At 66.5% G+C, this 12,675-nt stretch carries 10 protein-coding genes and 1 pseudogene; 8 read left to right on the forward strand and 3 right to left on the reverse strand.

Translation table 11 applies throughout. The features are described 5' to 3' along the window. From Q1V87_RS00040 to Q1V87_RS00060, 5 genes and pseudogenes are all read left to right on the forward strand, one after another. Positions 1-292: pseudogene (locus Q1V87_RS00040) on the forward strand (pyroglutamyl-peptidase I); the annotation flags it as partial. Between the two features lie 53 nt (positions 293-345). After that, positions 346-1,059, forward strand: a complete 714-nt coding sequence (locus tag Q1V87_RS00045) for a GntR family transcriptional regulator (protein ID WP_300590306.1) — start codon at positions 346-348, stop codon at positions 1,057-1,059. After that, the gene (locus Q1V87_RS00050) at positions 1,046-2,065 is read left to right on the forward strand and encodes a 1-aminocyclopropane-1-carboxylate deaminase (protein ID WP_292711972.1); all 1,020 of its coding nucleotides are present in this window, start codon (positions 1,046-1,048) and stop codon (positions 2,063-2,065) included. Before Q1V87_RS00045 ends, Q1V87_RS00050 begins: the two co-directional genes overlap by 14 nt. A 101-nt stretch (positions 2,066-2,166) precedes the next feature. Further along, positions 2,167-3,933, forward strand: a complete 1,767-nt coding sequence (gene treS, locus Q1V87_RS00055) for a maltose alpha-D-glucosyltransferase (protein ID WP_300590308.1) — start codon at positions 2,167-2,169, stop codon at positions 3,931-3,933. Beyond that, entirely contained in the window at positions 3,930-5,375 is a 1,446-nt protein-coding gene (locus Q1V87_RS00060; protein WP_300590310.1) for a phosphotransferase, read from the forward strand. Before treS ends, Q1V87_RS00060 begins: the two co-directional genes overlap by 4 nt. Before the next feature lie 8 nt (positions 5,376-5,383). On the opposite strand, the gene ispG is transcribed toward Q1V87_RS00060, so the two are convergent. After that, the gene (gene ispG, locus Q1V87_RS00065) at positions 5,384-6,514 is read right to left on the reverse strand and encodes a flavodoxin-dependent (E)-4-hydroxy-3-methylbut-2-enyl-diphosphate synthase (protein WP_300590321.1); all 1,131 of its coding nucleotides are present in this window, start codon (positions 6,512-6,514) and stop codon (positions 5,384-5,386) included. A gap of 80 nt (positions 6,515-6,594) precedes the next feature. Next, positions 6,595-6,879 (reverse strand): 2TM domain-containing protein, encoded by a 285-nt coding sequence (locus Q1V87_RS00070; protein ID WP_300590312.1) that lies wholly within the window; start codon positions 6,877-6,879, stop codon positions 6,595-6,597. A 197-nt stretch (positions 6,880-7,076) separates the two neighbouring features. Between Q1V87_RS00070 and Q1V87_RS00075 the strand changes: the two genes are divergently transcribed. Continuing rightward, the gene (locus Q1V87_RS00075) at positions 7,077-9,002 is read left to right on the forward strand and encodes a chorismate-binding protein (RefSeq protein ID WP_300590314.1); all 1,926 of its coding nucleotides are present in this window, start codon (positions 7,077-7,079) and stop codon (positions 9,000-9,002) included. Positions 9,003-9,032: 30 nt separating this feature from the next. On the opposite strand, the gene Q1V87_RS00080 is transcribed toward Q1V87_RS00075, so the two are convergent. After that, positions 9,033-10,352, reverse strand: a complete 1,320-nt coding sequence (locus Q1V87_RS00080; RefSeq protein ID WP_300590316.1) for a site-2 protease family protein — start codon at positions 10,350-10,352, stop codon at positions 9,033-9,035. A 64-nt stretch (positions 10,353-10,416) separates the two neighbouring features. Here Q1V87_RS00080 and Q1V87_RS00085 point away from each other — a divergent pair, with 64 nt between their 5' ends. After that, entirely contained in the window at positions 10,417-12,063 is a 1,647-nt protein-coding gene (locus Q1V87_RS00085; protein ID WP_300590318.1) for a UDP-N-acetylmuramoyl-L-alanyl-D-glutamate--2,6-diaminopimelate ligase, read from the forward strand. A gap of 33 nt (positions 12,064-12,096) precedes the next feature. Next, entirely contained in the window at positions 12,097-12,360 is a 264-nt protein-coding gene (locus Q1V87_RS00090; protein ID WP_228177678.1) for a GlsB/YeaQ/YmgE family stress response membrane protein, read from the forward strand. Positions 12,361-12,675 lie beyond the last annotated feature (315 nt).

The raw sequence follows: 12,675 nt of genomic DNA on the forward strand, positions 1-12,675 counted from the left end.
CCCCGTCAAGGCAATCGCCCACGAGATCGCGGCCAGCGGCATCCCCGCCTCCGTGTCCCTGTCAGCGGGTTCATTCGTCTGCAACGACGTCTTCTTCACGCTCGCACACCTGAGCGCGACCACACCGGGGCTGCGAGCCGGCTTCATCCACGTGCCGTGGGATGCCGAGAGCGCACCAGCGGGCGCGCCCTCGCTTCCCCAGGCCGACATCACGCGCGCGATCGAGATCGCCGTGAGGACGACACTCACGCACACCAGCGATCTCGACATCCCGGGCGGCCACCTGGCCTGACCCGCGCACGTCGAACTTGACAAGTCCTGCTCGAGTCACCTGCAATATATTGCATGCCGGTCCCCTCGACAGCGGGCACCCACCGCCCCCTCCTGCGTGACGAGGTACAGGCACGGCTGCGCGCGGCCATCGTGGACGGCACCCTCGCGCCGGGCGAACAGGTCCGCGACGGCGATATCGCTCACTGGCTGGGGGTCAGCCGCACCCCCGTGCGCGAAGCGCTGCTCGAACTGGCCAACGCCGGATTGGTGCACACGACCCCGGGGCGAGCGACGATCATCTCGCCGATCGAGCCGCGAGCGATTCGCGACGCCCGCGACGTTGTAGCAGCCATGCACCGATTGGCCGCTCTGGGCGCGGTACCTCGCCTGGACCGGGAAGCGATTGAACGGATGCGAGCGGCCAACCGCCTGTTCAGAGCCGCGGTCGGCCGGGGGGACATCGACGGCGCAATCGCAGCGGATGAGCTGTTTCACGGCGTCCTCGTCGAGGTAGCCGACAGCGACGCGGTGCGAACAGTCCTGCGCCTCTACGAACCGGTCCTGCTCCGTGCCGAGCGGGCACAGTTCTCGTCGGAGCGCGCCGAGCTCTCGACGCTGCGACACGAGCAGCTCATCGCACGATGTGCGCGCGGCGATGCTGCCGGAGCCGCCGAGATCGCCGAATCGATCTGGACCCATCTCGTCACCGAGTCCGACTCCACTGCCCCACCCCGCACACCCCCGCCACCGCAGAAAACGAGACAGCCCCCGCATGAAGCTTCATGAGTTCCCCCGCCACCCGCTCACTTTCGGGCCGAGCCCGGTCCACCACCTCGCACGCCTGAGCGGGCACCTGGGCGGCGCACAGATCTGGGCGAAGCGCGAAGATGTCTCGAGCGGTCTTGCGTACGGCGGCAACAAGGTCCGAAAGCTCGAGTACATCGTCCCGGACGTCCTCGCATCTGGAGCAGACACCCTCGTATCCATCGGCGGCTACCAGTCCAACCACACGCGACAGGTCGCCGCCGTTGCTGCCCATCTCGGGCTGAAGGCCCGGCTCGTGCAAGAGAAGTGGGTGCCGTGGGAGGACCCGACCAACGATAAGGTCGGCAACATCCTGCTCTCCCGCATGATGGGAGCAGACTCCCGCCTCGACGACGCGGGGTTCGACATCGGTATCCGCGACTCGTGGAAGAGCGCGCTACAGGAAGTCGAGGACGCCGGAGGCGTTCCGTATCCGATTCCCGCGGGAGCCTCGGAGCACCCCCTGGGGGGCCTCGGGTTCGCCAACTGGGCTTTCGAGGTCGCTGAGCAGGAGAAGCATCTCGGAGTCTTCTTCGACACGATCATCGTGTGCACCGTGACCGGGTCGACCCACGCCGGCATGATCGCTGGCTTCGCGGCGCTCGAGGAGCTGACCGGAGTGAGCCGCCGGGTCATCGGGATCGACGCGTCAGCGACGCTCGAGAAGACGCGCGACCAGGTAGCCCGCATCGCGCGCAACACCGCGAGCCTCATCGAACTGGGTCGCGACCTCCGAGACGACGAGATCCAAGTGCTCGAAGGATGGGCTGGCGATCTGTACGGCATCCCGGTCGAATCGACGATGGCGGCCATGGCGCTCGGCGCCCAGCTCGAGGCCATGATCACCGACCCCGTCTACGAAGGAAAGTCGCTGGCGGGGCTCATCGACCTGGTACGCAGCCGCGACATTCCACAAGACTCGACTGTGCTGTACGCCCATCTCGGCGGGCAGCCCGCCATCAACGCCTACTGGCGCCTATGGGACTGAGCTGCCCGAGCGCAAGGGGATAGCGTCGTGCAGACACCTGTGGCAGGTTAGGCAGACGACCAGGCCACACCCGCCGACATCCGGAACCACGGGAGGAACAGATGACCGCCGCGGAACCGACGACCAATACCGTTTCCATCCCGATCCTGACGCAGGAGCCGTTCCCCGATACTCCCGGAAGCGCGGAGCCCGAATGGTTCAAGACGGCCGTCTTCTACGAGGTCCTGGTTCGATCTTTCAAGGACAGTGACGGCGACGGAACCGGAGACTTTCGGGGCCTCATCGACAAGCTCGACTACCTGGAGTGGCTCGGCGTCGACTGCTTGTGGCTCCCTCCGTTCTTCCCTTCACCCCTGCGTGACGGGGGCTACGACGTCGCCGACTACACCGGCATCCAGCCGGGCCTGGGAACCACCGAAGACTTCCAGGCGTTTCTCGACGCCGCGCACGCGCGGGGCATGAAGGTCATCATCGACTTCGTCATGAACCACACGAGTGATGAGCATCCGTGGTTCCAGGAGAGTCGCCGCGACCCGGACGGACCCTACGGCGACTTCTACGTGTGGAGCGACACCGACGAGCTCTACGAGGATGCCCGCATCATCTTCGTCGACACCGAGCCCAGCAACTGGACCTGGGATCCGGTGCGGCAGCAGTACTTCTGGCATCGCTTCTTCTCGCACCAGCCCGATCTGAACTTCGACAACCCGCGGGTCCACGACGCGGTCCTGGATGCGATGCGGTTCTGGCTCGACATGGGGCTCGATGGGTTCCGTTTGGATGCCGTCCCGTACCTCTACGAGCGCCCTGGCACCAACGGCGAGAACCTCCCCGAGACGCACGAGTTCCTGAAGAAGGTGCGCCGCATCGTCGACCGCGAGTATCCGGGACGCGTGCTCCTGGCAGAAGCGAACCAGTGGCCTGCGGATGTCGTCGACTACTTCGGAGATCCGGATGTCGGCGGCGACGAGTGCCACATGTGCTTTCATTTCCCGGTCATGCCGCGCATCTTCATGGCAGTGCGTCGCGAGTCCCGCTACCCCATCAGTGACATCCTCGCCGAGACTCCTCCGATCCCAGCCGGATGTCAGTGGGGCATCTTCCTGCGCAACCACGACGAGCTGACCCTCGAGATGGTCACCGACGAAGACCGCGACTACATGTGGAATGAGTACGCGCAAGATCCGCGCATGAAGGCGAACATCGGCATCCGTCGTCGCCTGGCGCCTCTGCTGGACAACGACATCGATCGCATCGAGCTGTTCACGGCGCTGCTTCTCTCCCTGCCCGGCGCACCGGTGCTGTATTACGGCGACGAGATCGGGATGGGCGACAACATCTGGCTCGGCGACCGCGACGGCGTGCGCACACCCATGCAGTGGACCTCGGACCGCAACGCCGGGTTCTCCACGGCCAACCCGGGCAAGCTCGCGCTGCCGATCGTGCAGGACCCGGTGCACGGATACCTCGCGGTGAACGTGGAAGCGCAGCAGGAGAATCGATCGTCACTGCTGCAGTGGACCCGGCAGATGATCCAGGCCCGCAAGCGCCACCCCGCGTTCGGACTCGGCAGCTTCAACGACCTCGGCGGGTCGAACCCCTCTGTGCTGTCCTACACCCGGGAGCACACCAACGACGACGGCACCGTGGATGTCATCATCTGCGTCAACAATCTGTCGCAGTTCCCGCAGCCGGTCGAACTCGACCTCCGTCGCTTCGAAGGCCTCGTGCCGGTCGAGCTCGTCGGCGGCGTTCCGTTCCCCCGGATCGGTGAGCTGCCCTACCTGCTTACCCTCGGCGGTCACGGGTTCTTCTGGTTCCAGCTGCACGCACCGGCCGACGATGCCGAGGAGGTGGGGCTGCTGTGACCGCTCCCGACGCCGCTCTCCTGGAGAGCTATCTGGTACGGACCCGCTGGTTCGGGGGCAAGGGGCGCCCGTTCGAGGTCAACGATGTGCGCACGATCGCCGAGGTTCCCGCCCAGCATGGCAGACCGTCCCTCACCGTCTACCTCATCACAGTCACCTACGGCGACGAGGATGCCGGCAGTGAGCTGTATCAGGTGCCCCTCAGCGGGTACCCCGATATCGAGGAGCGGATCAGCCACGCCTATGTCGGCGCGATCGAGGCCGACGGCGACCCCGTGCACCTCTACGACGCCATCCACGACCGCGAGGCGATGCGCATCTGGTTGGACGGCTTCATCTCCGCAGAATCGGCGGGAACCGCTCAGATCGACCGGCTCCGCTTCCACCGGATGCCCGGCGGCGACCCTCTCGATGACACGCTTGTGTCCTCTCCGATGACCGGTGAGCAGTCGAACTCATCGGCGCGGTTCGATGACACCGCAATCATGAAGCTTTTCCGCAAGGTGAGCCCCGGCATCAATCCCGACATCGAAATCCACGAGGAACTCACCCGCGGCGGTTCCGAGTACATCGCGCAGCTGTACGGCTGGGTGGAGATCGAGGTCGACGGGCAGTTACTGCAGACGGCGATGCTGCAGGAGTTCCTGGCCACAGCGACCGACGGATTCGAACTGGCCATCGCGAGTGTTCGAACGCTGCTCGCCGATCCGGAGCAGCGCGTGGAGGACTCTGGCGGTGACTTTGCCGGCGAGGCCGCGCGTCTGGGCGAAGCCCTCGCGCAGGTTCACGCCCTGATGCGGGATCGCTTTCCCGCCGGGATGCGCGGTGGCGACACTGCCGCCGACCTCGCCCGAGCGATGCGCGGGCGACTCGACGAAGCTCGCAGGTCGGTTCCCGGGCTCGAGGCTCACGTCCCGCAACTGCATCGCCTCTACGACGCGGTCGCGGCGCTCGACGGTCTCGAGGTCCAGCGTGTGCACGGCGATCTTCATCTCGGTCAGACGCTGCGCACCTCGCACGGGTGGCGCATCGTTGATTTCGAGGGCGAACCGGGCAGGCCCTTTGCCCTACGCTCTCTTCCGGACTCGCCCTGGCGGGATGTTGCCGGAATGCTCCGCTCGTTCGACTACGCGGCCGCCATGATCGAGATGTCCTGGGCGACGGATGCCGACACCGACGACGGACAGGCCCTGCGGGCAGAGCGCGCACGAGAGTGGTCGGCCCGAGCTCGCGAACACTTCGTCGCGGCATACGTCGCTGCTGCGGCATCCGATGATGTTCCGGTCGACGACGCGGGCGCCGAGCTCACCGGCGCTCACGGCGTGCTGCTTGACGCCTATGTCGCCGACAAAGCGGTCTACGAAGTCATGTACGAGATCCGCAACCGGCCCACCTGGGTCTCGATCCCGCTTGAGGCACTGGAACGGGTCGCGGGTTCGTAGCGCGTGGACTAGCTCGTAACGACCTGCGCAGTGCCGAGCGGCGCGTCCGGCCCCATCTCGTCGGCGAGCCGGTTGGCTTCCTCGATGAGGGTGGCAACGATCTCTGATTCCGGCACGGTCTTGATGACCTCACCCTTGACGAAGATCTGACCCTTGCCGTTACCCGAGGCAACGCCGAGGTCGGCGTCCCGGGCCTCGCCGGGCCCGTTCACGACACAGCCCATGACCGCGACGCGCAGCGGCACCGTCATGTCTTTGAGTCCCTCGGTGACGTTGTCTGCGAGGGAGTACACGTCGACCTGCGCGCGCCCGCACGACGGGCACGACACGATCTCGAGCTTTCGCTCACGCAGGTTCAGCGACTGCAGGATCTGGTGCCCGACCTTCACCTCTTCGGCGGGCGGAGCGGACAGCGAGACGCGGATGGTGTCGCCGATCCCCTCGCCGAGGAGGATGCCGAAGGCTGTGGCCGACTTGATCGTGCCCTGGAAGGCGGGTCCCGCCTCGGTAACACCGAGGTGGAGCGGCCAGTCACCGCGCTCGGCCAGCAGCCGGTAAGCCTTCACCATCACGACGGGGTCGTTGTGCTTGACCGAGATCTTGAAGTCGTGGAAGTCGTGTTCCTCGAACAGCGAAGCCTCCCAGACAGCGCTCTCCATGAGCGCCTCGGGGGTCGCCTTGCCGTACTTCTCGAGCAGGCGCCGGTCCAGAGAACCCGCGTTGACGCCGATCCGCAGCGACACCCCAGCCGCCTGCGCAGCCTTCGCGATCGCTCCGACCTGGTCGTCGAACTTTCGGATGTTGCCGGGATTCACGCGAACCGCCGCGCAACCGGCGTCGATCGCCTGAAAGACGTACTTGGGCTGGAAATGGATGTCTGCGATCACCGGGATCTGACTCTTGGCCGCGATGATGTGCAGCATGTCGGCGTCATCCTGGGACGGCACTGCCACCCGCACGATCTCACACCCGGATGCCGTGAGTTCGGCGATCTGCTGCAGAGTCGCGTTGATGTTGGTCGTCGGCGTCGTCGTCATCGATTGGACACTGACGGGGGCATCTCCGCCCACCAGAACCTTGCCCACCTTGATCTGACGGCTCTTGCGGCGCGGAGCGAGGGTTTCGGGGACCTTCGGCATTCCGATGTTCACAGCTGGCACGGGACCAGCCTACGCATTCTGGCTGGGTGGCAGGCCGACCTCGCCCTGGTAGGTCGGCGTTACTGCAGTCGACGCATCTCGTCTTGAATCTTGCTCTCGGTGAGGGCACCACGCGAGGGCCCGTAGGCGCGGATACCAGCAAAGGCCACACCGATGGCGATGCCGGCGATGGGCCATACGGGCCAGAAGCCACCCATTCCGGTGAGCGCCCAGATCAGCACGAAGAACGCAGAGAGCACAACCCAGGTGGCCAGGCTGTACCAGAAACCTTGCTTAGCACGCAGGCTCGCGACAGCGCGCTGGCGCAGGTCGTCAGAGCGGGTGGGATCTTGAGAGTCCGTCATGCCCAGAATCTAGTGCCCGCGACATCACCGCACTAGAGCGCGCGGCTGTCTTTGGCGCCATTGTGGTAGTTTCGGCGCATGTTCGCGAGCACCGCATGGTGGCCCACCGTCTGAGGCGGTGTGCTCGTTGATCCTGAGACCGCCCCCGGGGCGGTCTTCTTTGTGAGGGTGGCCGCCCCACGACGAAAGACCGATCCATGACCGGGACTCCCCTTCCCCCGCTTGCCGGGCTCGCCACCAGCGACCTGCCGTTCGCCATCCTCGCCCGCGACGCCGTCACCGTCGAAGTGCTCACCGGCGACGTCGTCGATGTCGAGATGTTGCGCGACATCCCCCTGCTGGCAACCGATGGGACGCCCCGCGAGGTTCTCGCACTCGTGCCGTTCCGACAGGTCCGCGAACGCGGGTTCGCCTGCCACGATGACGATGCCCCGCTGCGGTGTCTGGTGATCACCGAGCGTGCCACCTATCCGCGCGATGAGGCGCTGGCCACCCTCCCTCACGACGACATTCCGCTCCGAAACGCCGGGTTCGACATCGACGACGAGGCGTATGCCGATATCGTGCGTCGGGTCATCGCCGATGAGATCGGTCGCGGCGAGGGCGCCAACTTCGTCATCCGTCGCGATTTCACGGCCGATGTCGACGCTGACCCACGGGTCGCGGCACTCGCCTGGTTCCGGGCTCTGCTGGAGCATGAGCGCGGCGCCTATTGGACCTTCGCGGTGGTGACCGACGGCCACGTCGCGGTCGGAGCGAGTCCCGAGGCGCACGTCAGCGCCGAGGCCGGCATCGTCACGATGAATCCGATCTCGGGAACGTTCCGCCATCCCGAGGGAGGGGCGACCGTCGACAACCTCAGCGAATTCTTGCGCTCCACCAAGGAGACCGAAGAGCTGTTCATGGTCGTCGACGAAGAGCTCAAGATGATGAGCGCCGTGTGCACCGACGGTGGGCGCATCACCGGCCCTCACCTGAAAGAGATGTCGCGCCTCACGCACACCGAGTACATGCTGCGCGGGTCGAGCAGGCTGGACCCGCGCGACATCCTGCGCGAGACGATGTTCGCACCGACGGTCACCGGCTCCCCCATGCAGAACGCGTGCACCGTCATCACCCGGCATGAGACGACTCCGCGGGGCTACTACTCCGGAGTCGCCGCGCTGTTCACGCCGCGCACGGATGCCACCTCCGGTCAGGGAGCCGATGTCGTCACCCACGACCTCGACGCCCCGATCCTCATCCGCACTGCGTACATCGAAGACGGCCGCCTGCGAGTGCCCGTCGGCGCCACGCTCGTGCGTCACTCGGACCCGTACGGCGAGGTCAGCGAGACGCACGGCAAGGCAGCCGGTGTGCTGGGCGCGATCGGAGCGATCCCGCGCGAAGCCCAGCCCGCTGTCGTGACTCTCGACGAGGATGCCCCCACTGCTGAACCCAGGCGGCTGGCCGATAATCCGACGATCGCCGCGCTCCTGGAATCCCGGAATTCGAGGCTCGCGCCGTTCTGGCTGAACCCTCAGGAGCCGGTGGGCTCGGGGCCGTTTGCGGGGCGCCGGGCGCTTGTCGTCGATGCCGAAGACCGCTTCACGACGATGCTCGCGCACCAGCTCAGCCACCTCGGACTGGGCGTCGCGATCGTCCCCTGGGATGCCGTGACCGATGACGCGGTTGACGCTGCGGAGCTGCTCGTCTCGGGCCCGGGTCCCGGTGATCCGCTGGATCCCTCGTCGCCACGGATGGCGCGGCTGCGCGAGATCATCGCGCGACGCCGCGCGGCATCCGCACCGCTGCTCGCGGTGTGCCTGAGCCATCAGATCCTTGCGAGCGAACTCGGCATCGAACTCGCTCCGCTGGCGCAGCCCCACCAGGGCCTGCAGCTGACCGTCGATGTCTTTGGCCAGCCCGCCTCGATCGGTTTCTACAACACGTTCACGGCGCGCTGCGCTCCAGCGACCACGATTGCCGGTGTGGAGATCGCAGCGGACCCCGCGACAGGCGACGTCTATGCCCTGCGCGGCACGGGGTTCGCTTCGGTGCAGGGACACCTGGAGTCGATTCTCTCGCGCGACGGCATGTCGACGCTGCACCAGCTGATCGGATGGGCACTCGACCCTCAGTGATGTCCGCGGCAAGATTGCGGCGGGACCACCTCAGCCGAAGAGCGAGATGGGGTTCACGAGGTCAGCGATGATCAGGATGCCGCCCATCACGATCAGGGCTATCACCACGACGAAGGTGAGAGGCACGAGTTTGGTCGCGTCAATCGGAGCGGGTTCGGCGCGACCGCGAATGCGTGCCCACCAGCTGCGGATGCCGCCCCACAGCGCGACGGCGATGTGACCCCCATCCAGCGGGAGTAGCGGGATGAGGTTGAACACGAACAGCGCGATGTTCAGTGACGCCAAGAGCGAGAGGATGACCGCGACGCGATTGACGACCGGGGCATCGGTTGCTGCCACTTCACCCGCGATCGCGCCGGCACCGACGATACTGAGCGGCCCATTCGGATCGCGCTCGGCGCCGGTCACCAGGGACGCTGCCGTTTCGTAGACCTTCACGGGAAGCTGCACGATAATTCCGGCGACTGCGCCGACGTTGTCGACTGCGGCGATGGGGCCCGACCAGATCGGCTGACGCACGTAATCGACAGTCCCCGTGACGCCGATCACGCCGACCTGGGTGTCAACGGTCTGACCATCCTCATCAACGACCTCGCGCGTCACGGCGGCAGGTGTCACCGACAGCGAGAGGGTCTGACCGCCGCGATCGACCACGATCGGTACGCTCTCACCCGGAGCGGCCTGGATGAGGGCGGCTGCCGCGGCAAAATCCGAGACCTCTTGACCGTCGACCGACACGATGACATCGGCGGGTTGGATGCCTGCTGCCGCCGCAGGTGAGGGCGGATTGCCGGCCTGGCACTCTTGGCCAGCCTCGGCGGGAACACACGTGCTCACCGTTGCGACGGTGTTCGTCACCGTCTGCACACCGATGCCACTGAGCACGATGGTCATGAGGAAGATCGCGAACACGAGATTCATGAGCGGCCCGCCGAGCATGATGATGACGCGCTTGTACACCGGCAGTCGATAGAAGACGCGGTCATCGTCTGCGCCATCGAGCGTCTCGTCGTTCGCGGCGCGGGCATCCTGCACCATCGTCGCGAAGAAGCCGCCGCCGGCACGACCCGAAACTGCCCCGCCTTCGGCTGCCGCGGCACGGGCTGCCGGCGAAGGCGGGTACATTCCGGCCATCGAGATGTAACCGCCGAGCGGAATCGCCTTCACGCCGTACTCGGTCTCGCCTCGGCGACGGGACCACAGCGTGGGTCCGAAACCGACCATGTACTGACCGACCCGCACCCCGAATCGCTTCGCAGGAACGAGGTGGCCGATCTCGTGCAGCGCAATCGAGATCGCCAGGCCCACCACGAGCACGACGACACCGACGATGAAGGCGACCACATCCACGCCGCCACGCTATCGGCTCTGCCTTTGAGTCAGCCCAGTGCGCGGGTGAGAAGATGGAGGCGCCATGACGACAGATCCCGCGAACCTGCCGCCCGTGCTCCGGCCGCAGAACCCCCCCGTGCACCGCCTCGCGGACCTCGCGGCACACCTCGGAGCCTCGATCGAGCGACGCGGAGGAGACGGCGGAGTTCAGGATGCGGCGGCCGACGCCTCGGCATCCGTCACCGGTCTTACCCTCGCGACCGCCGACCTCCGCCCCGGCGACCTCTTCGTCGCCGTCCAAGGCGGGACGCGCCACGGCGCGGAGTTCGCTGGCGACGCCGCGGCGCGAGGAGCCGTCGCTGTCGTCACGGATGCCGCCGGTCGCGAACGCGCCCTGGGAAGCGGTCTGCCGACGATTGTCGTGCCCGACCCGCGCGGGATCCTCGGAGTCCTGTCGGCCTGGGTCTATGCGACCGGGGCTGGCGACGCACTTCCGATCCTGTTCGGCACGACCGGCACGAATGGCAAGACGAGCGTGTCGCATCTGCTGGAAGGCATCCTCACCCAGCTCGGCGTCACCTCGGGGCTCTCATCGACAGCCGAGCGCCACATCGCCGGCGATGTCATCGTCTCCCGCCTCACGACTCCTGAGGCCTACGAGATGCATGCCCTCCTCGCCCTCATGCGCGAACGCGGCGTCGAGGCCGTCGCCATCGAAGTCAGTGCTCAGGCCCTCAGCCGGCAGCGGGTCGACGGCATCGTGTTCGACGTGGCCGGGTTCACCAACCTCTCGCATGACCACCTCGACGACTATGCCGACATGGCTGAGTACTTCCAGGCGAAGGTTCCGCTGTTTCGCCCCGACCGCTCGCGCCGCGCCGTGATCTGCCTGGACTCCGCGTTCGGTGCGGACGTCGTCGCGGCCTGCGAGGTACCGTACGTCACGATCGTCACCCCGGCGATCGCCGCCGATCCGGATGCCGCGACAGCCGCCGACTGGACGGTCGAGATCCTCGACGAGCTGCCCGACGGCACCCGATTCCGCCTCTCGGGGCCCGAGGGTCGTTCGCTCTCGACCACGGTCCCGGTGATCGGCCGCCACATGGCAGCCAACGCAGCCCAGGCGATCGTCATGATCTTGGAGGCAGGTTACGACTGGGCCCGCATAACCCAGACCCTCGACGACGGGGTCATCCGCGCCCACCTCCCCGGGCGAACTGAGCTCGTGTCGGGGCCGTCGGGGCCCGCCATCTACGTCGATTTCGGCCACTCTCCCGACGCCTTCGAGAAGACCCTCGCTGCCGTCCGCCGCGTCACGCCGGGGCGGGTCCTCATGCTCTTCGGCGCCGACGGCGATCGCGACAAGAGCAAACGCCACGACATGGGCCGCACCGCGGTCGAGGGCAGCGACATCCTGGTCATCACGGACCACCACCCGCGGTTCGAGGACCCCGATTCGATTCGGGCGACCCTGCTGGAGGGGGCTCGGAACGCGCGACCGGATGCCGAGATCTATGAATACTCGCCCCCCGAGCGAGCGATCGTCGAGGCCGTGGCACTGGTCGGCGACGGCGACGCGATCCTGTGGGCAGGACCCGGCCACCAGGACTACCGCGACATCCGCGGCGTGCGAACCCCCTATTCTGCCCGGGAGCTGTCACGTCGGGCTCTGCGGGACGCCGGTTGGCCGGTTCCCGAGCCGCGCTGGCCTGTCCCCTACCCCGACTGACCACAGCGTCGCCCGACTCGAAAGGACCTTCCCGTGGGTTTCTTTGCCTTCGCCATTCTCGGCATCCTGACGGGCATCATCGCCCGCATCATCCTTCCCGGTAAGCAGGTCGGCGGCTGGTTCGTTGCCATCCTGCTGGGCCTGCTCGGCGCCATGGTCGGCGGGTGGATCGCGGGGCTGTTCGGGCTGGACGTGTACACGACGTTCTGGAACTTTTCGGGCTGGGTCTTCGCCCTGATCGGCTCGATCGTGGTGCTGCTGCTGTTCGGGCTGATCTTCGGTCGAAAGCGCAGCTGACCCCTTGTGGTCCGACCACAAACATCCGTGTGGTCAGACCACATGGATGTAGCGATTCGTGCATCTTTCGGACGTGTCTGCGACACAGGTCTAGCGTCGGTGTCAGAAGCACTCCCGCGGCGGCGTAACCCGTCGCCGAGACGAGTGACCGACACTTCGACACCCACGAAGGAGATGCGTCACCATGAGCACCGTCACCCCCATCCCCGTCGACCAGGCAGACGCGATCCCCGCAGCCTGGGACGGATTCGTCGCCGGCCCCTGGCAAGACGCCATTGACGTCCGCGACTTCATTCAGCGCAACTACACGCCCTA

This window comes from Microbacterium sp., from assembly GCF_030149085.1.
Lineage (GTDB): Bacteria > Actinomycetota > Actinomycetes > Actinomycetales > Microbacteriaceae > Microbacterium.

Coding starts and splice junctions, on each gene's coding strand:
- Q1V87_RS00070 (WP_300590312.1), bottom strand. CDS start 6,879: ATGACGGACTCTCAAGATCCCACCCGCTCTGACGACCTGCGCCAGCGC.
- ispG (WP_300590321.1), bottom strand. CDS start 6,514: ATGCCGAAGGTCCCCGAAACCCTCGCTCCGCGCCGCAAGAGCCGTCAG.
- Q1V87_RS00045 (WP_300590306.1), top strand. CDS start 346: ATGCCGGTCCCCTCGACAGCGGGCACCCACCGCCCCCTCCTGCGTGAC.
- Q1V87_RS00075 (WP_300590314.1), top strand. CDS start 7,077: ATGACCGGGACTCCCCTTCCCCCGCTTGCCGGGCTCGCCACCAGCGAC.
- Q1V87_RS00085 (WP_300590318.1), top strand. CDS start 10,417: ATGACGACAGATCCCGCGAACCTGCCGCCCGTGCTCCGGCCGCAGAAC.
- Q1V87_RS00050 (WP_292711972.1), top strand. CDS start 1,046: ATGAAGCTTCATGAGTTCCCCCGCCACCCGCTCACTTTCGGGCCGAGC.
- treS (WP_300590308.1), top strand. CDS start 2,167: ATGACCGCCGCGGAACCGACGACCAATACCGTTTCCATCCCGATCCTG.